This is a genomic window from Aminobacterium sp. UBA4908 (assembly GCF_002398115.1).
Lineage (GTDB): Bacteria > Synergistota > Synergistia > Synergistales > Aminobacteriaceae > Aminobacterium > Aminobacterium mobile.
Window position 1 is genome coordinate 103,336 of record NZ_DHCG01000007.1, and the last position, 18,216, is coordinate 121,551.

16 protein-coding genes are annotated in these 18,216 nt (G+C 40.6%); 10 read left to right on the forward strand and 6 right to left on the reverse strand.

All coding sequences use genetic code 11. The annotated features are described in order from the left end of the window. Nucleotides 1–19: 19 nt before the first annotated feature. The gene (locus tag B4J50_RS06940; RefSeq protein ID WP_286845992.1) at nt 20–1,267 is read right to left on the reverse strand and encodes a phenylacetate--CoA ligase family protein; all 1,248 of its coding nucleotides are present in this window, start codon (nt 1,265–1,267) and stop codon (nt 20–22) included. A 363-nt stretch (nt 1,268–1,630) separates the two neighbouring features. Between B4J50_RS06940 and B4J50_RS06945 the strand changes: the two genes are divergently transcribed. After that, complete coding sequence (locus tag B4J50_RS06945) at nt 1,631–3,013, forward strand: SH3 domain-containing C40 family peptidase (RefSeq protein ID WP_286845989.1); 1,383 nt, start codon at nt 1,631–1,633, stop codon at nt 3,011–3,013. Between the two features lie 53 nt (nt 3,014–3,066). Here B4J50_RS06945 and B4J50_RS06950 read toward each other — a convergent pair whose 3' ends face one another. The 4 genes from B4J50_RS06950 to B4J50_RS06965 all read right to left on the reverse strand — a co-directional run bounded on the left by B4J50_RS06950 (nt 3,067) and on the right by B4J50_RS06965 (nt 6,360). Next, nucleotides 3,067–3,831: an ABC transporter ATP-binding protein gene (locus tag B4J50_RS06950; protein WP_024822702.1), complete on the reverse strand. Its 765-nt coding sequence runs from the start codon at nt 3,829–3,831 to the stop codon at nt 3,067–3,069. Nucleotides 3,832–3,840: 9 nt separating this feature from the next. After that, nucleotides 3,841–4,677: an ABC transporter permease gene (locus B4J50_RS06955; protein WP_024822701.1), complete on the reverse strand. Its 837-nt coding sequence runs from the start codon at nt 4,675–4,677 to the stop codon at nt 3,841–3,843. A 53-nt stretch (nt 4,678–4,730) separates the two neighbouring features. Next, nucleotides 4,731–5,861: an ABC transporter substrate-binding protein gene (locus tag B4J50_RS06960; protein WP_286845985.1), complete on the reverse strand. Its 1,131-nt coding sequence runs from the start codon at nt 5,859–5,861 to the stop codon at nt 4,731–4,733. A 151-nt stretch (nt 5,862–6,012) separates the two neighbouring features. Beyond that, entirely contained in the window at nt 6,013–6,360 is a 348-nt protein-coding gene (locus B4J50_RS06965) for a hypothetical protein (protein ID WP_024822699.1), read from the reverse strand. 225 nt (nt 6,361–6,585) lie between these two features. Here B4J50_RS06965 and B4J50_RS06970 point away from each other — a divergent pair, with 225 nt between their 5' ends. From B4J50_RS06970 to B4J50_RS06990, 5 genes are all read left to right on the forward strand, one after another. Then, nucleotides 6,586–7,710, forward strand: a complete 1,125-nt coding sequence (locus tag B4J50_RS06970) for an MGDG synthase family glycosyltransferase (RefSeq protein ID WP_286845982.1) — start codon at nt 6,586–6,588, stop codon at nt 7,708–7,710. An 18-nt stretch (nt 7,711–7,728) separates the two neighbouring features. Then, complete coding sequence (locus B4J50_RS06975; RefSeq protein WP_286845980.1) at nt 7,729–9,822, forward strand: LssY C-terminal domain-containing protein; 2,094 nt, start codon at nt 7,729–7,731, stop codon at nt 9,820–9,822. A gap of 94 nt (nt 9,823–9,916) precedes the next feature. Beyond that, nucleotides 9,917–10,507, forward strand: coding sequence for a DUF6448 family protein (locus B4J50_RS06980; protein ID WP_024822696.1), 591 nt, complete (start codon nt 9,917–9,919; stop codon nt 10,505–10,507). 83 nt (nt 10,508–10,590) lie between these two features. Continuing rightward, nucleotides 10,591–11,820 (forward strand): HAD-IIA family hydrolase, encoded by a 1,230-nt coding sequence (locus tag B4J50_RS06985; RefSeq protein ID WP_024822695.1) that lies wholly within the window; start codon nt 10,591–10,593, stop codon nt 11,818–11,820. Between the two features lie 97 nt (nt 11,821–11,917). After that, on the forward strand, nt 11,918–12,358 hold the full coding sequence (locus tag B4J50_RS06990) for a GNAT family N-acetyltransferase (protein WP_024822694.1): 441 nt from the start codon (nt 11,918–11,920) through the stop codon (nt 12,356–12,358). A gap of 68 nt (nt 12,359–12,426) precedes the next feature. Here B4J50_RS06990 and B4J50_RS06995 read toward each other — a convergent pair whose 3' ends face one another. Next, nucleotides 12,427–13,443: a DUF128 domain-containing protein gene (locus tag B4J50_RS06995; protein ID WP_024822693.1), complete on the reverse strand. Its 1,017-nt coding sequence runs from the start codon at nt 13,441–13,443 to the stop codon at nt 12,427–12,429. 271 nt (nt 13,444–13,714) lie between these two features. Here B4J50_RS06995 and B4J50_RS07000 point away from each other — a divergent pair, with 271 nt between their 5' ends. The 4 genes from B4J50_RS07000 to B4J50_RS07015 are packed head-to-tail and all read left to right on the forward strand — an operon-like array spanning nt 13,715 to nt 18,192. Continuing rightward, nucleotides 13,715–15,106: an acyclic terpene utilization AtuA family protein gene (locus B4J50_RS07000; protein WP_024822692.1), complete on the forward strand. Its 1,392-nt coding sequence runs from the start codon at nt 13,715–13,717 to the stop codon at nt 15,104–15,106. Next, the gene (locus tag B4J50_RS07005; protein ID WP_024822691.1) at nt 15,103–16,503 is read left to right on the forward strand and encodes an MmgE/PrpD family protein; all 1,401 of its coding nucleotides are present in this window, start codon (nt 15,103–15,105) and stop codon (nt 16,501–16,503) included. The genes B4J50_RS07000 and B4J50_RS07005 overlap by 4 nt, the downstream gene beginning before the upstream one ends. Beyond that, nucleotides 16,500–16,829, forward strand: coding sequence for a DUF4387 domain-containing protein (locus tag B4J50_RS07010; protein WP_024822690.1), 330 nt, complete (start codon nt 16,500–16,502; stop codon nt 16,827–16,829). Before B4J50_RS07005 ends, B4J50_RS07010 begins: the two co-directional genes overlap by 4 nt. After that, a complete protein-coding gene (locus B4J50_RS07015) occupies nt 16,819–18,192 on the forward strand; it encodes an MmgE/PrpD family protein (protein WP_024822689.1) in 1,374 nt (457 codons plus the stop codon). Before B4J50_RS07010 ends, B4J50_RS07015 begins: the two co-directional genes overlap by 11 nt. Nucleotides 18,193–18,216 lie beyond the last annotated feature (24 nt).

An 18,216-nucleotide genomic window follows, 5' to 3' on the forward strand; every position in this document is an offset into this window, starting at 1 on the left:
GTATTTTCTGTTTCTAACATTAAGCCACGTGAAGCACTCGAAGAGCTTTCCCTTCATGTCTGCCAAGGGCTTCGGGATCTTCTATTCGTACGTTTACTCGAATGCCTAGGTTCTCTTTCAGAACGCAAATAGCCTGTTCCATTAAGAGTTTCTTTTCTGTTTCAGCAAGAAGGTTTTGGGATTCACAAACAACTGTTAGATCGGGCATACCATTACGGTCACAGACTTCAATGCGGTAGTGAAGAGTAATCCCCCCTACATGGGCGAGAGCCGCTTCTACTTGAGAAGGAAAAATATTTACGCCGCGAATAATGAGCATGTCGTCATTTCTTCCAGCGACACGATTGATGCGTTTCCCTTTTTGTCCGCATGGACAAGGCTCCGTGCGCAGCGACGAAAGGTCTCTTGTGCGATACCGAACAAGGGGGAAAGCTTCTTTAGTCAAGGTCGTAACAACCATCTCGCCTAAATCTCCATCAGGAAGAGGGGTGCCTCTCTTGGGGTCTATAGTTTCTATATAAAAATGCTGTTCATTAAAGTGCATGCCTTGTTTTTCGGGACATTCCATCGCTACTCCAGGCCCCATAATTTCAGATAGTCCATAAGAGTTTATAACAGTAACCCCTAACATATTCTCTATCTGCTCTCCTAAATCTTCAGTCCAAGCTTCTCCCCCGAGAATGGCTAATCTCAGGCGAAGACGAGCTCGAAGATTTTCTTTCTCTATACGCTCTGCTAAGTAGAGAGCATAGGACGGGGTGCTAGTAAAGACAGTGGTTCCAGCATCTTCCATGAGGAGGAGTTGTCTATCTGTAAAACCTCCACCAGAAGGAATAACCATGGCACCTAATTGCTCTGCTCCATAATGAAAACCGAGAGCCCCGGTAAATAGGCCGTAACCGAGAATAATTTGGAATACATCGCTAGATCTTACGCCAGCTGTTTCTAGACGTTCTGCCATGCATTTTCTCCACATGTCTATATCTTTTTGAGTGTAAGGAACGAAGGTAGGTTTTCCTGTAGTGCCTGAAGAAGCGTGAAGTCTTACAACCTGTTCTTTGGGACATGCTAGCATGCCGAGAGGGTAGGAGTCTCGTAAATCCTGTTTCGTGGTAAGGGGGAGTTTTTTAAAATCGTCCATAGATCTAATGTCTTCTGGAAGAATATTTAATTCTTCCATTTTGCGCCTATATAAGCTATTAGAATCCCAGACCCTTTGTACTACGCGTTGAAGTTGCTGCAAGACTTGTTCCTTAATATCATCCATTTGTTATCTCCACCTTTTCTTGTAGTTAAAAGCATAAAAAAAGGGCCAAGCTCCCTATGAGTAGGGAACCCGGCCCTGGTAAAAGCCAACACGCTCTAGGCGTCGGCCCTCCAGTAGGGTCCCACGCTGGCGTAATAATATCCCAAAAAGCAGTTAGAAGAAGCAATCTTTTGCAATTTCAACATCTTGATTAGATCCTCCAAACTGGCTGAATATTGTTAAAACTTATATCATGGAAAATTATAGAAGTCAAATAGACTTTTATCACACACAAACAGTCTGTAGAGTGAGATAGTATGATAAAAAATATTTTAACGACGTTGCTAATCCTTTCAAAGGGAGAGAAGGAGTTGACCAAAACTGATGAATAAATTATATGTGTCTATTAACAAGTTACCCCCCCTTTTTATTGTGCTCTTTTGTGTCGTGTCTCTTTTTATTTTTGCTTTTCTTATTGTTTGCTCAGCAGAAGCTAGCGGAGCAGATAAAAATGTTTCTGGCCTAGAATTTATGAGTCAGAGCCCTTTTTGTACTATTTCTAGGGATTATTCAGAGCGCCTTATAAGTGAAGAAAAACAAATGGCATGTAACCGTTATTTTGATGAGAAATTTTTCGCTCCATGGTCCCAAGATAAACCTGTCGGGGGTGTAGATTTGCTGCTTTGGGGATTTCGGGCTTTTTCCAGAAGAAAAGTTTTTGGGGAAAATCGGCAGCCTCGATCAAAGGAATGGTTTGGAGTTCAGCATGATAATGCTTCTATTGAATCTTTTGGTACTCTCAATCGTAAGGCCATAAGTGTGGAAGAGACGGACCTGCGAGTTTTCCCTACACAGGATCCTCTTTTTTATTCTTTCGATGAGCCTGGAGAAGGGTATCCCTTCGACTACCTTCAAAACTCTACTGTTCAACCAAGAGAACCCCTTTTTGTCTCTCATATCTCAAAAGATGGCATGTGGGCTTTCGTTAATGCCTCCACTGCTTCTGGATGGATGGATATACGTCGTTTGGCTTGGATTTCAGAGGCTCAGATTGAGGAATGGAAAAAACATAGTTTATGTGTAGTAGTGAAAGATAATGTTCCTCTTCTCGATAGTGAAGGAGTTTTTTATGCTCTGTCTAAAGTGGGAACTATATTGCCTATTTCCCGAGACAGAACTTTGGCAGATTGCTACGAGGTATTAATAGCCATTCGAGGAAGCGGGGGAAATGCTCTTTTCAGGAGCGTGTCTTTAGATAAAAAAGCTGCTGTTGCCAAACCTTTTCCCATGACAAAATGTAACGCCGCTTTTATTGCGTCTCAATTTATAGGGGAGTCTTATGGGTGGGGCGGATTAAATTTAAAACGAGATTGCAGTGCCACAACTCGAGATTTTTTTACAGTATTTGGCATTTGGCTTCCAAGAAATTCAAAAGCTCAGGGGCAAATAGGGCAAAAAATAGATGTACAAAATCTTTCAGTATGTCTAAAGGAAAAGCGAATAAAAGAAGAGGGCATTCCTTTTCGTACTTTAGCGACTATGCCAGGGCATGTTATGCTTTACATTGGAGAGTATTATGGCATGCCTGTTTTCCTGCACAACGTCTGGAGATTTCGCTTTTTAGAGGAAGGGAAAGAATATTCGCATATTGTGGGAAGGGCTGTTATTACTCCCTTAAACCCAAGAATAAAAAGTGAAAAAGGAGAGCTTATAGAGACGAGAATAGGAGAAAGGGTATCTCATTTTGTTATTTTAGGTGATAAATAAGATAAGCCGCTCTGGGGATAGAGTGGCTTATCTGAAGGGGAGATCATGAGGCGTTACTGTAAAACTATTTCCTTGTTCAACATGTTGAGAATTTCATATGTGAGAGTTCCGAAAGTAGGGTCAGATCGCTTTCGAGGCCTTGGTATATTTATGTTTATAATTCTTTTTATTTCACCTGGCCTGGCACTCATGAGAACAATTTTATCGGAAAGAAACACTGCTTCATCTACGCTGTGAGTTACAAAAAGAATTGTTTTTTTATGAGCTTCCCATATGCGAAGGAGTTCTTGTTGAAGCAAAATTCTCGTATGAGCATCTAATGCTCCAAAGGGTTCATCCATAAGGAGCACTTCAGGATCATTAGCCAGAGCCCGCGCTATAGCGGCTCTTTGGCGCATCCCTCCAGAAAGCTCATGGGGGAAAGCTTTCCCAAATTTCTCAAGTCCCACAAGTTTAAGGTACTCCATACTTTTCTGCTGTTTTTCTTCAGTGGATTTTCCTGCAAATTCCAAACCAAGGCCGATATTATCGAGTATATTACGCCAGGGGAAAAGTGAGTATTCCTGAAAAACCATCCCACGCTCTCTTCCTGGACATGAGATTAACTCCCCTTGGTAAGAGACTTCTCCGGAAGTTGCTTTTTCTAGGCCAGCTATAATGCGCAACAGTGTGGATTTGCCACATCCAGATGGGCCTACTATACAGACAAAATCATTTTTCTGTATTTCGAGGTTAATATCTACAAGTGCACATATTTTTTCGCTCTGACTCGTAGAAAATGTTTTTCTGAGATTTCTTACGTGGATAATTGGTATCATAATTCTCTCCTATTTAGCTACATGCTGCCAAGCAAATCTCTTTTCTTCCATATATCTAAATCCAAGATCGAGCAGGGCGCCAATAACGCCAATGCAAATCATACCTGTAATGACGATGTCGACACGAGCAAGCTCATATGCGTGAGTTATAAGATATCCCACGCCAGACAAGCTTCCGGGTAACATTTCGGCGGAAACGAGACAACTCCAAGCAGAACCTAACCCGGTTCTCATGCCGTTCATTAAAGTAGGAGCAGCTCCAGGAAGAAGAACCTTCTTAAAAATATCTGTTTTCCCGGCACCGAGTACGCGGGCAGAATCAATATAGGTTTGGGGAACGTTTTTTACAGCATGGATAGCACTAGTAATAATGGGGAAGAAAGCTCCCAGAAAAATAATATAGACCATGGATAATTTAAAATTACTGAGATACACGTACCAAGGACCCTGTCGAACACCAAAAAGAGTAGCGAAGCTGGATAATCCAAGCCAAGCCAAAATTAAAGGGACCCAAGCTATAGGTGGGACTGGACGGAAGAGGCCTATAAATGAATTAAAAAAATAGTATACTTTGTTGTTGTATCCCATAAGAATGCCAAGGGGAAGAGCTATGAATACTGCAGTTATATATCCAAGGAATACACGAATAAGGCTAACCGCAATATTTGTCATTAGAGAGCCAAGACCTATAAGGCTTTCTTCAGGAGCGAGAAATTGTTTTAAAACATCCGTCGATGATGGAAGAATCATGGGATTAGCAACATTATTAGCAAGGAGTCCCCACATGAGCAAGACTGAGAAGGGTAAAATAAGAGAAAATCCGGTTTTGATGGCGAATTTTTTCATTTCAATCACTCCTGTTTTTTCTTGAGAATGAGGGGGGATCCCCCCTCATTCTTTTATTTCACTTTGTTAATAAAGCTAAAGTCAAAGAAAAAATTCCGTATATCATTAAAATCTTTACCCCTCATTTCGCCATTAAACTTGCCGAGATCGTTTAATACGTCTACGTACAATTTAACCCCTTCCATCCATTTCTCTGTAGGAGTGGTTGTGAACACAATGGTAGCTGCTTCTACAGCTTCTTGTGGAATACCAATAATATCAGCATTTATTTTTGCAGCTTCTCTTCTGTTTTCCATAGCCCAATTGGCACTGTTGTGGAGGAGTTGTGTCAGTGCCTGGTAGATTTCTGGATGCGCTTTAATAGAGTCCTCCCGTGCGGCGAGCGTACAACAGGGGAAATCGTACCACTGACCTTGTGGAGGAAAGTCTTTTAGGTTCAACACGATCTTTCCTATTCCTTGAACCTCTGCTGTTTCAGGATAGTGAGACGGACCGACCCATCCATCTACCTGACTTCCTGTAAAAGCTGGCAATAAATTTCTTGACCCTTTTAGATCTACAAGTAAAACTTCAGCATCAAAGTCATTCGGATTTTCTGTCACTTTCAAACCAGCTCTCTTCAAGGCTGTTTCGAGAACAACGCGTGGGGCACTGGCAGGAGAATGATACCCTAAGCGAACTGGAGTTTTCGATTCCTTAATATATTTTTCTACAGCATCCCATCCGTAAAAATCTGTCTTTGGGGGGAAAACAAGACCAATCCCATCTACGTGAATTGGACATAAAATTTGTACGGGCGTTCCCTGATCGCGGGCAAACATCATTCCTGTTATAGAGTTGACGCAGCAATCGATTCTTTTCTGACCGAGTAGAACAGCTGATTCAGAGCTCCCCTTTGTTACCACCATTTCAAGAAGTGCTAGTTTTTCCCCGTTACTATAAAGTTCATATTGCTGTTTTTCTACAAGAGGTTTCAAATAAACGCCACTATCTTTAAAAGCTTCTCCTCGAGCTGTAGCCACAAGAAGAGCTCCCGCATGAAGATCAAAATCCCATGCAAAGTGAATAATAGGGACTTCTTCTGCAGCATAAAGAGGGACGTTCATAAAAAAAACAAATAGGGCAATTACAAAAACAAAGGATGACAAGCACACGCCGTGTGCTTTTAAAGAACGTAATTTCATAGGATAGCCAACCTCCCTAATAATGGAATAAATCTTATTACTTTTTATCATGTGCATGCACTATTGAATATTACCATTGAGTTCTTGTGAAATCAATACTAAAGTTTAATAGAAATAGAAAAGGGAAAAGGTTGGCTTGTAAGCTATAAATTTATAGCTCCAAGTCTTTCCTCATAGACCCGAAGAGGTTGCACTCTACAATTACTGTTATCTTTTTGGGGGTTAACGTAGAATCTATTTTAAAAATATCTTTTTGTCCGCCGAACTCTTTTTGATCGGTATACGTTCTTTCCTCTAGAAGTTTCCCTTCTACCTCAATACGAATTTTTTTAATAAAATGGCGTTGAGGATTATCTACGAAGTGAGTTACATATACTAAGAGTGTTTTATTTACATCATCCCATTCCAAAATAATGCTTTGTGGTGGGTGAGCAAAAATAATAGAAGGTGCCCACATCAAAAAAATCGAAAATATGATAAACTGAACAATCTTTTTCATTTGCAGCTTTTCCTCCTTTGCCTCCCCTTTTGTTCAAGAAATCTAAATGATAGATAACAGAGAATTATTTTATAAAAGATTTATGCGACCGTGGTTTCATGAAAAAAATCAGACTTTTTGTTATTGTATTTTTAGTTTTTTCTCTCGTCAATAAAAAGCAGAAAGTCTTCGGGGGGATATTTGGGGGTAGAAGAGAGAAGAGGAAGGAGAGGGGGAGTTTTATATATGTCCATAAGGCCAGTAGGTTTGTTTTATGTTTATGCTGGAGCTGGGCATAAAGCGGCTGCCGTCGCTTTACGAGAAGTTTTTGATGAGAGGCACGTTTCGAATGTACTTACCGATATTCTTGTCTTTTCAAATAGGTTCTTTAAATGGGTCTACAGCAGCGGGTACGATATTATAAGCGAGCATGCTCACCTTGCTTTGAAGGGAGTATTTCGACTTACTGATCAATCTAGAGGGGACAGCAACGTTGTTCAATTTATTGATTATATGAGTATGCTTAATGTGGAGGGATTTGTTCAGTATATGCGGGATAATCCTTCAATGACTGCTATATGCACTCATTTTTTCCCTGCCAATGTCTTATCTAACCTTAAAAAAAATGGAGTATATAAAGGGAAACTCTACGTGGTGGTTACGGATTATGGCTTCCATAAAATGTGGTGCAATGAAGGTGTAGAAAAATATTTTGTAGCCAGTTCTGTAGTAGAAAAAGGTCTTTTATCTCTTGGTGTAGAGAACGAACGGATTTTAAAGACAGGCATACCTATAGAACAAAAATTTCTAACCGAAGTGACAAAAAAAAATATTTGGAAGAATCTATGTCTGCCCCAATCCCGTTTTACCTTGCTCTTTGTAATGAGCGCTATCCCCGATATTCATGTTACACGAATACTTGAAAAGTTGTTTCGTTCGAATATGGAAATGAATCTTATTCTTATAGCTGGTAGAAATAAAGATCTCCTTGGAAAGTTAGAACACTTTAACTCGAGCGAAAAAATTTCCTTAAAAAAATACGGTTTTGTGGATAATATGAATGATTTTTTGTCTGTTGCTCACCTTATTTTGACAAAGCCAGGAGGGCTTACAATTAGTGAAGCCTTAGTCAAAAAAGTTCCTATATTGATGTTTGATCCCATCCCTTATCAAGAAACCGAAAATGCCAATTATATAGAACAACAGAGAGCTGGAATATTGGCTAAAACAGAGGAAGAGGTGGCGGATATAGTAGAAGAACTTTATGACCAACCTTTTAGATTAGAAGATATGCGAGGACGGGCTGGAACTATATCTTACCCTCATGCAGCTTCTCATATAGTCGACTATATCTTGGGAGAAGGCATATGAATAAAAAGGAGGCTTTTTATGCTTATGAACCATTACTCTATTCTACTTAATGGTTTTATTGTACTTGTCTCTTTTTTAGACGACTTTACTTTTATGGGCTTATTTTTCCCAGGAACAGTTATTTTAGGTCTCGTTGGTTTTTTTGCTTCAAGGTGGAGTTCAAATTTCCATGCTCTTTTTGTTTGTGCCTTGCTGGGTGCTCTGATGGGTGACAGTGTTAGCTTTTTATGGGGAAGACTTTCAGAGAAAGATATTGTGAGGAAACGTTTTCTTGTTGTGCGTTCTCTTTATCAGAAAAACCGCTTATCTTTTGAAAATAACAGAAAAAAGGCACTTCTCTTATCTAGATTTATGGTTCCTAAAGGCATATTTATTTCTTTTATCGCCGGGTTTAAAAAAATGCCACCAGTTCTTTTTTTGCTATGGGATTTTATAGGGACTTTTTTATGGGCGGGAAGCTCCCTTTATGGTGGTGTAATGATAGGAAGAGTTTGGCAGATAGTAGAAGTTTGGGGTACTTCTATATGGTTTTGGATTGGTGGTTTTTGCCTCCTTTTCTTTTTGTTTCATATGGTAAAAAAATTTATGCTGCTATATGGTGAATATATATTGAGGTTTTTAAAAGATATAAGGATAGCTGCGGCGAATGCCATAAGGAAGAACCCTGAGATAGAGCAGTTCGTCGAAAATCATCCCCATCTTTTAAGTTTTATACAGAGGCGTTTTGATCGACGAGTTTTTAGTGGATTGCCGCTTACCGTTCTTTCCATTTCGTTTTTCTACATAGTGATCCTTTTACTCGGCATTATTGAAGACGTTGTTACTTCAGAGCCTGTTTTTGCCGCCGATATTCGTATAGCACATTTTGTTACCTTGCTTCGTCATCCCTTTTTAAGTCGTATTTTCTTTTGGATTACCCTACTAGGCAATGCTTTTATAGTAATAAGTTTGGCTTTTACTTTAAGTCTGATTGCATGGTTTTGGGGGAAGAACAACTTTATCTTGCCTTTATGGTTGACCTTAGCTGGAAGTCAACTTTTTACTACATTAGGCAAAATGGCTTTCCATCGTCCAAGGCCAGATGTTGCTATGTATCTGGAGCATTCTTTCTCTTTTCCAAGTGGTCACGCTTCTTCAGCTGTAGCTCTTTATGGCTTTGTAGCCTACGCGTTAATACGGATTACCCATGAATGGAAAAAGAAAGTAGATATTTTTTCTGGAGCACTTCTTGTTGTTTTAGCAATCGGTTTTAGCCGTCTTTATTTTGGAGTACATTATGCAAGCGATGTTTATGGTGGGTATTTAATCGGTTTAATGTGGTTGATTATTTCAGTGAGTTTTTTAGAGCAAATTTCGGCAGGAAGTCAAAAATTGAAAAAACATTTTTCTAAACACGCTAAACGTTATTCCTGCCTCAGCGGTCTCTTTTTCATCGTGTTTTATGTATTAATGGGATTCTTTTATTATCCTTCAAAAATAACTATTTTAAAAACGCCTTTGCAAGCTCCAAAAGTGATGCATTTTGAAGAAGCGCCTTTTTTCACGAGCGATTCTTTCCCTTGTTGGAGTGAGACAATAACGGGGGGGCGGCAGGAGCCTATTAGCTTTATATTGTATGTTGAAGATCCTCAACATTTAATAACTATTTTCAGAGATGCTGGTTGGTTTGTTGCCGATAAGGTTAATTTTATTTCTTTATATCGTGTGGCTTGGTCAGCACTCTCTAATTCTGAATATGATACAGCTCCAATGACCCCATCTTTCTGGAATGAGGATGTTAATGATTTAGGTTTTCAAAAACCTACAGAAAAGAGAAGTGTTCGTAGAAGACACCATGCTCGTTTTTGGAATACAGGTTACGTGTCGAAGGAAGGTAACTTTTTATTTGTAGGAACAGCTAGTTTTGACAGTGGCATTAAATGGGGCATTACTCATCATATAGAACCTAATATTGACTCAGAAAGAGAATATCTTTTTCAAAACCTTCAGGATTATGGGCATGTTAGCCAGTTTAAGAAAATACAACTTGTCGACCCAGTTTTAGGTAAAAATTTTATAGGAGATCCCTTCTTTTCCGATGGAAAGGCCTATATTGTATATCTTTCTCCTTGACTGGAGTACCTTAAGCGTATCGAGATGGTGGCTTCTCTTAGTGGTGACTATCTAGTAGTAAATAATATAAATAAAAAATGAGGAGGAGAGGAATATGAGCATAAGTTTGGTAGTTATTATCGGTGTAGGTGTTGTTACTACTCTTTTGTTGAAAACCCGTAGAGTGGAAGCCCATTGTGACACGTTAGATGGTCCTGTAGTACAGGCAGCTCGAAAGGCTTTGGCCGATGGAAATGTTTTGCATGCATTGAAATGGGTTCGGCACGATGATGAAGAGGAAGTTCGAAAAGCCTTTGAACTTGCTCGGAAAGTCTCAACCTTGGGGATGGATGCTAAAGAGGTAGCTGAGAGATTTTTTTTCGAGACTTTAGTGAGAATTCATAGAGCTTCTGAGGGAGAACCATACGAAGGGTTAAAGTCAAGTGATACAGTTCCACCTGTGATTCGATTAGCAGATGAAGCCCTTGATACGGGAGATGTGTCTCAACTTTCAACACGTATGCCAGACCACGTGAAACGGGCTATAGAAGAAAAGTTTCATCGAGCGTGGGAGTTAAAAGGTCACGCTGAAAATTCTCTAGAAGCTGGTCGTGAGTTTGTAGAGGCATATATAACGTTTATTCACTATGTGGAGGGTATACATGCCCTCACTATGGGAGTTCACCCTCATAAACATCTCAGATGAAGAAACGATCTTTATGAGGTGAGAAGAGACATACAATAAAGATGATAACGCGCAATGTAAGGCATATATTGGGAGGATGAAATATGATTGCTGAATTGTTTGACGTATTCTTTTTGGATCTTGACGGAGTCGTTTATATTAGTAGAGAACCGACATATGGTGCCATAGAAGCCCTAGATAGGTTAAGAAAAATAGGCAAGTCTGTTCGATTCCTGACGAACAATCCCACGGGGAGAAACTTTATCGCTCAACGTTTGAACAGAATGGGTATTGAGGCTGATGAGAGAGAAATAGTGACTTCTGGTTGGGCTACTGCACGTTTTTTAGCAAAGAAGGGAGTTTCTAAAGTATGGGTATTAGGCGATGAGCCTTTAAAAAAGGAGATAGAACAGGCAGGAATAAGCATAGTGGATCAATTACCTTGTGACGCAGTTGTGACTGGTTGGGGAGACGCTATTACGTTGAGGGAATTAAGGAGGGCAGCTCTTGCTATTCGTAACGGCGCTCTTTTTGTGGCTACTAATGTAGATAAAACATTTCCCTCTGCGTATGGTCCTCTTGCGGCTGTAGGAGCTGTGGTAGAAGCATTACGAGTCGCTTGTGGACAAAATCCTGTTGTCATTGGTAAACCTTATCCGCCTATGTTTTACGAAGCGATGCAGACGGTATCTTCTGATCGAGTTGTGATGATAGGAGATAGCCCTGAAGTAGACATTTTAGGGGCTCATCAAGCTGGAATTTCTGCTATTCTTATGGGGGATCACATGCCTTTCCCCTTTGAAAAAGACTTTAGAAATGCTGATGCTCGTATTCACTCTCTTATAGATCTTTTTAACCCTCAGGTGCTTATAAAAAAGTGGTCTTTACCTTCTTTTCCTTGGCCAGAAAAAGTGGAACCAGGAGTAGCAGGCATAGTTTTTGATGATCAAGGACGAGTTCTTTTAATGAGAAGAGCTGATAATGAACTATGGGGCATTCCTTCAGGACATGTAGAACCCGCAGAAAGGGTGGACCAGGCCATTGTTCGAGAAATATTGGAAGAGACAGGGCTGAGGGTGCGAGTAAAGCGGCTTATTGGTGTTTATTCAGATCCTTTCTCACAAATTATATGCTATCCAAATAAGTGTACGTCTCACTTTATAACCATCTGTTTTGAGTGTGAATTAATAGGGGGGCACATAAAAAGAAGAGGGGTTGAAACCCTAGATGTAAACTTTTTTAGCCCCCAGGAATTGCCTTCAGATTTAATGCCGATGCACCCCCAGTGGTTAAAAGATGCCTTAATAAAAAGTAGAAATTCTTTTATTCGCTAAAACTAAAAAGTTTTAAAGCGGGGGACCGTTGGTGGTTCTTTCGTATAGTACGAAAGACCTCTTTACGTAAAAGAGGATAGGAAGAGGAGGGGCAGAGATGGTTATACGAGAAGCGGTGACTCAGGATCTTGGCCGGATATTGGATCTTTTAAAAGAGCTGGATTCCGAATCTTACATATCCTTTGAAGAAGCAAAACATATTTGGTACAAAATGGAACAGTACTCTTATTACAAGTTTTTTGTTGCTCTTGATGATCATAAGTATGTAGTCGGTGTTTTTAGTCTCTTAGTAGCAGAGAATTTAGGACATAGCGGATCGCCTTTTGCTGTAGTTGGAAATGTAGTGGTAGATAAAGATTATCGTCATAGAGGGATCGGTACTATGATTATGAAAAGAGCCATGGAATTGGCTATGGAAAAGGGATGTTATAAGTTAACTCTTTCTAGCAATATCAAGAGAGAAGAAGCTCACGACCTTTACCGGAAGTTGGGTTTTCAGGAACATGGCCTCAGCTTTTATATAGAATTGCCTCGGTAGCGTATACGCCGTCTGGTTGAGTGCGCCCCTTCATACGAGGTACCAGATGCCAGACGGCGTATCAAAAGTTAGATATATTTAGGTAGAGATTCGAATAGTGTCTCTATAGTAGTTAATTTTTCAGCCTCGTATAAACCGCTGGCAATGGAAAGGTCGGTAGTAATGCCCTTCTCTATAAGAGGCGCAAAGAGGTTGGCTCCGCCATAAATGACCATGAATCCTTTATTCCGATCCCTTGAGCTAATGCGATATGAGGGAGGGATAAGTCCGCTATGGTAAAGAAGGCCTGAGAAAATAGAAGGGTCAAGATCTTCCAGTGCAGCTTGAAGCTCTTTATACAAAAAAGACGGAAATGTTTTAATTGCGGCGGTTACCAGACCATTCCCTTTTTCTGTCAATTGGCTTACAGATGTGTATTTCCCGCGGATAAGTATTTCCCCAGGGCTCAGGGTTGTTCCTGTATGCGATATAATTTCGGTAAAGCCACGAGGGGATTGATTTTCAAGACGATATAAACCTGTGGCCGTCGTTTCAATATAAATGCCCATTTTTTGAAGGATAATGTCGTAGTTTCTGGAAGAGACACATACGAGTCCAACATAATCTTGAGAAATATCACAATTCCAAATTTGCCTTGGCTCTGCAATAAGCCCAACGAGCGGCGAAACAAAAACATCGTTTTTTATAACTTTTCGAAGTTCTGTCAAGGCTTTTTTTACTTTATTTTGTTCCAAAAGCAGACAATTCACTACGATACGTCCCTTCTTTTTCTTTTTATCGTAAGAATATTGAGAAGAGAGCTTTTCTGTCTCGAAAGAAGGAGTCCCAATCCTATCGAAAACAAAGAGCATCTTCGCTTCCTTTGTCCCCTTTTCAGTAAGTAAAGCGCCTCTATTTCCTTTCCGTTTTATCAGTTCATCGTCTTCCATATTGGAAAGATGATAGCGAACAGTTCTAGAGTCGAGCTCAAATCCTCGTTCTTCCAATTGAGAACGGATAACGCTGGATGGTTGAAGTCCCTCTGAAAAATAGAGGATTCTAAGAATTTCTATTACTGTAGATGGATACCTTTCATTGGAAATCATGAAAAAAACTCCTTCCATAAAATGTTTATATTTATAATTATACGTTTAAAAGGTTTAAAAATTTTCGGAAGCGTTTGTCCGATAAATAAATAGAAATAGCATATAATATTTCTATTTATTTTGTTTATAGCGTAATAAAACCTTTTAAAGAGGTTTTTAAAAGGTTTTATAGGGTGTTTTATTCAAATAATACTAGGTTGACAAAATCGTATTAATATATTAACCTATAACAAAACGGAAATCAATTTCCGAAAAAAGAGGAGGGAATGTTGTGGAGAAATGTTCACTTCTCGTGTCTACTGGTAACTTAGGAGACAACATTATTGAGGAGGAATCTTTTTACGAAGGGGTGAAACATCATATTGATTGTTTTGCCGCTGATGCTGGAACTGCTGATGCCGGACCTACTTTTTTAGGAGCGGATAAACCGCATAATCCAATTGAGTGGGAAAGACATGACCTTGAAGTTATGCTTGTGGAGTCTAGGAAGAAAAACGTACCAATGATTGTAGGGTCATGCAGTACTACAGGAACTGATCGGACTGTAGATTTGTATGGAAACCTTATTCGTGACATTGCGAAGGACCACAGCTTAAAACCTTTCAAAATGGCTCTCATTTATTCCCAAGTTGATAAGGAAGAGCTTTTAAGACGAGTTGAACGAGGCGAAACAGAACCCCTTGAAGCAGATTTTCCCCTTACAAAAGAAGTTATCGATCAAACAACAAACGTGACTGCTAGTATGGGGGTCGAACAGTTTCTTTATGCCTTGGAACAGGGCGCAGATGTGATTATTGCAGGACGAGCCTGTGATGACGCTGTATTGGCCGCATATCCTATTTTTAAGGGGTTTCATAAGGGAATTAGCCTTCATATGGGGAAAGCAGCAGAATGTGCCTCTCTAGTCTGTTGGCCTCAAATGGTAAAAGAATCTATTATTGCTACCGTTCATCATGACCATTTCACTATTGAACCTATGCACCCGAAACAAAGAGCGACCCCTCATAGTCTTGCGGCTCACTCTATGTACGAACGTACCAATCCTTTTGTACAAGGATTACCCGGTGGAATTCTCGATATGCATGAGAGCGTATATGAAACTGTGACAGATAGAATCGCTAAGGTTTCTGGAAGCAAGTTTGCTCCATCTCCTGATGGCTCCTATAAGGTGAAACTAGAGGGAGCTGGAGAGGCTGGACATAGGGTGTATCACTTTGTTGGTATTCGCGATCCTCGAGCTATAGAACATATTGATATGATCATAGAAGATACGAGAAAAAAAGTTTCTCATATTATCGGCCCATCTAGAGATAAGGATTATCAGCTGTTCTTCCACGTCTTTGGTCGTAATGCGGTAATGAAAGAATATGAGCCTGTGATAAAAACCCAGTCCCATGAATTGGGAGTTTTTATTGAAGTTATTTCTCAGGATTTAGAACTGGCTACTACAGTAGCTAAGTGTGCTAAATTCCGTTTCTTTTACATGAGTTACCCTGGACAGATGAATTCTTCCGGTGGCTCTGTAGCCCTTCTTACCGATGAACCTCTCTTCCCTCAAAATAAGTGTTATCGCTGGACTATTGATCATCTTTTAGCTCTGGAAGATCCCCTTGATAACAAAATTTTCCGTTATCACTTTGAGATGGTGGGAAAAAACAAATGATAGGCGATATTGCCTTGGATCAGACCTATCTTTCCCAACTGAGCCGGTTTTATGTAGAAAAAGGGAAACATTGTATGACTCCTGAGGTAATAAATAAGGCTCGGCGTGTACTTGTGGATTTTCTCTCTGAAGTTGCCGTGGGATTTCAGACGGGTACTTTTCAGTCACAGTGTGCATCGTATCTCCACCATATAGGTGGAGCGAGGGAAGCTACTATCCTTTGCCACGGGAATCAAGTCCCAGCTATGCATGCAGCTTTAGCTTTGGGTGTGTTAGGTCATTCCATAGAGCTAGATGATGGGCATAGGTGGGGAACGTGCCATCCAGCAGTAGCCATAATTCCTGCAGTTCTCGCCATGTCTGAAAGAGATAACGCTTCCTTTACGAAGCTTCTAGAGGCTATCATTATTGGTTACGATGTGATGCTGAGAGCAGCAAGAGCTATTAATCCTTCTCATCTCAAGCGAGGGTTTCACTCTACAGGTACATGTGGCGCCCTCGGAGCAGCAGCCGCATGCGCATACCTTAAAAATTTCGATGCCCAACGTTTTGCTTACTCCGTATCTCTTGGAGGATTACAGAGTGCTGGCTTACAAGAAATGCTTCACGATCATCCCGGTATAAAACCTCTTCAGCCAGGGAAAGCTGCTTTGGGCGGAGTATTAGCAGCAGATTTAGTAGATCGAGGTGCCAAAGGTCCTCGCACTCTTTTTGAAGGCGAGCATGGGTGGTTAAAAGCCATGTGTAACAACGAGTTTTCAGAAGAGGCTCTTCTGGGAGCTTTAGGGAAACGATGGGAAATTATGTACACCTATACGAAGCTCTATCCCACGTGCCGTCATTGTCACGCAGCTGTAGATCTTGCTAGAGAAGGGAAGAAAAGACTGGGGTTGTCCGTTGAAGACGTAAAGTCTATTCATGTTAAAACCTATGCTTTAGGTATTGCTGAAGTGGGAAAGATTTTTGTTCCTCATACGTTTGAAGAAGCCATGTTTAGCCTTCCTTTCTCCGTGGCTATAGCTCTTGAGCGTGGAAATGTAACGTTGCAAGATTATGATGCAAAAACATTGGCTGATCCTGTTTTGAGAGAAACAGCTCTTAAAGTGCGCATAGAAGAAGATGAAGAGATGAATCGAATCTATCCAGAAGAACGAGGAGCATGGATAAACATTACTCTTCATGATGGTCGACAGTTTGAAAAAGGGATTCCAGTAGCTAAGGGCGAACCTGAAAATCCAGTTACAGATGAAGATTTAGTGGAAAAACTGGCCGGTATGGTAGGTCCCTACTATCCCCAAGAGTTTTTTAATGGGCTATGGGAGCTTTGTGTGAAAAAGCCCCAGGACGAAGTCTCCTATGGGGAAATAGTTAACCACTTCGGGAGGTTTCACTCATGAAAACAAAAAATATATGTAATTTGGCACGAACGGTGAGGAGCAAGAATGCCGGGAGTTTCATGATTACCCTGGAAATTATTTTTGACGACCGTTCAGTATATGAAAAAGTGAAAAAAAGTGGAGTTATTACTCAGGAAGCTATAGCTCAGGCTTATGATATCCCAAAAGACAAAGTTTTAGACTTCATGTTCTTTGATCCGGGTATGGGGATCAAGGCCAATATACGAAGATCTATAGCGAGCGGCGGGCCCAGTGAAACGGATGTATACGGTTGTCAGCAATACGCCCCGCTTTTCTCTTTGGAGGTTCCATGGGATGGAGAGTAAGACTACTCTTTCCAGAGAACTTGCGAAGTTTGCTATAACGGCTTCTTACGGTGATCTTCCAGAAGCCGTTATTCACCAGGCTAAACGATGTCTCTTAGATACGATTGGGGTCATTATTGCTGGGGCGGCCTTAGCTGATTCAGCAAAAGTTATTCAAGACTTTGTTAAAGAACATGGAACAGCAGGAAATGCCACAGTAATTGGGGCATCTCAAAAATTGGAGGCATCTTATGCAGCTTTGGCTAATGGGGTTGCAGCTCATGCTCTTGAACTTGACGACGGATCTAAATATGCTACCTATCACCCAGGGGCTTCTATGATCCCCACTGCTTTAGCATTGGGGGAACAATGTAATGCTAGCCTTGCAAATATTCTGTTAGCCCTGGCTTTAGGGTACGAGGTCTCTTTACGTATAGGAACGTCCGTAAACCCTTCTCATTATTTAAAGGGTTTTCATCCGACAGGAACTGTGGGAACCTTTGGAACTACAGTGGTAAGCTCTAAGCTGTTGGGGCTCTCTCTTGAAGAGTTAATTTCTGCAATGGGGATTGTGGGAAGTTTGGCTTCTGGCATTAACCAATACGAAATTGACGGATCTTTTGTAAAACACCTTCATCCTGGAAATGCTGCGAGGAATGGAATTTTCGCAGCATATCTGGCCCGAAAAGGCTTTACAGGCCCTCAAGAAATTCTAGAAGGGCGTTTAGGGTTTGCCCATTGTTTCTCTCATGCCTTTACCCCTGAAATAGTAGATCGAAATTTAGGAAAAGAGTGGGAATTCCAGAAAATTTATTTCAAGCCTTATTGTTCCTGTCGTTACGTCCATTATGCTGTCGAAGCCGTACAGAATATTCAGAATGAGCATGTTGTTACGCTCGAAGATATAGAGAGCATACGGGTTCGAACCCACCAAAATGCTAAACAGGGTTCCGATATCCCAGACTATCAGACAGTGCTTCACGCTCGGTTGAGCATACAGTATGGCATAGGTTCCATGTTAGTGAGGGGGAAAGCTGGGCTTCAGGAATATACGGAAGAAAACATTAAAGATGATCGTATCAAAGCTTTAGCCCAAAAAATAGTTATAGAGGAAGATCCTGTGATTCAAGCCTCTTATCCTGAAAAGCGCACCACTATCGTGGAAATCAGAAATAAAGACGGTCAAATATGGAGTTCCACTGTAGATTACGCCAAGGGAGACCCATTAAATCCCATGTCTGACGAAGATCTACGGGAAAAATTTAAAGAAGTTACACATAATATTTTTTCTGGTGAGAAAGCAGACAAGGTTATGAACTGGGTTATGAGTGGAGACCCAACAGAAAAACCAATAGTGGATCTTACCAAAATGCTGTCATATTAGGGAACCAGAAAAGGAGGAGAGCAT

Coding starts and splice junctions, on each gene's coding strand:
- B4J50_RS06970 (WP_286845982.1), top strand. CDS start 6,586: ATGTCCATAAGGCCAGTAGGTTTGTTTTATGTTTATGCTGGAGCTGGG.
- B4J50_RS06975 (WP_286845980.1), top strand. CDS start 7,729: ATGCTTATGAACCATTACTCTATTCTACTTAATGGTTTTATTGTACTT.
- B4J50_RS06990 (WP_024822694.1), top strand. CDS start 11,918: ATGGTTATACGAGAAGCGGTGACTCAGGATCTTGGCCGGATATTGGAT.
- B4J50_RS06965 (WP_024822699.1), bottom strand. CDS start 6,360: ATGAAAAAGATTGTTCAGTTTATCATATTTTCGATTTTTTTGATGTGG.
- B4J50_RS07005 (WP_024822691.1), top strand. CDS start 15,103: ATGATAGGCGATATTGCCTTGGATCAGACCTATCTTTCCCAACTGAGC.
- B4J50_RS07015 (WP_024822689.1), top strand. CDS start 16,819: ATGGAGAGTAAGACTACTCTTTCCAGAGAACTTGCGAAGTTTGCTATA.
- B4J50_RS06995 (WP_024822693.1), bottom strand. CDS start 13,443: ATGATTTCCAATGAAAGGTATCCATCTACAGTAATAGAAATTCTTAGA.
- B4J50_RS06980 (WP_024822696.1), top strand. CDS start 9,917: ATGAGCATAAGTTTGGTAGTTATTATCGGTGTAGGTGTTGTTACTACT.
- B4J50_RS07010 (WP_024822690.1), top strand. CDS start 16,500: ATGAAAACAAAAAATATATGTAATTTGGCACGAACGGTGAGGAGCAAG.
- B4J50_RS06940 (WP_286845992.1), bottom strand. CDS start 1,267: ATGGATGATATTAAGGAACAAGTCTTGCAGCAACTTCAACGCGTAGTA.
- B4J50_RS06945 (WP_286845989.1), top strand. CDS start 1,631: ATGAATAAATTATATGTGTCTATTAACAAGTTACCCCCCCTTTTTATT.
- B4J50_RS06985 (WP_024822695.1), top strand. CDS start 10,591: ATGATTGCTGAATTGTTTGACGTATTCTTTTTGGATCTTGACGGAGTC.
- B4J50_RS06955 (WP_024822701.1), bottom strand. CDS start 4,677: ATGAAAAAATTCGCCATCAAAACCGGATTTTCTCTTATTTTACCCTTC.
- B4J50_RS06950 (WP_024822702.1), bottom strand. CDS start 3,831: ATGATACCAATTATCCACGTAAGAAATCTCAGAAAAACATTTTCTACG.
- B4J50_RS06960 (WP_286845985.1), bottom strand. CDS start 5,861: ATGAAATTACGTTCTTTAAAAGCACACGGCGTGTGCTTGTCATCCTTT.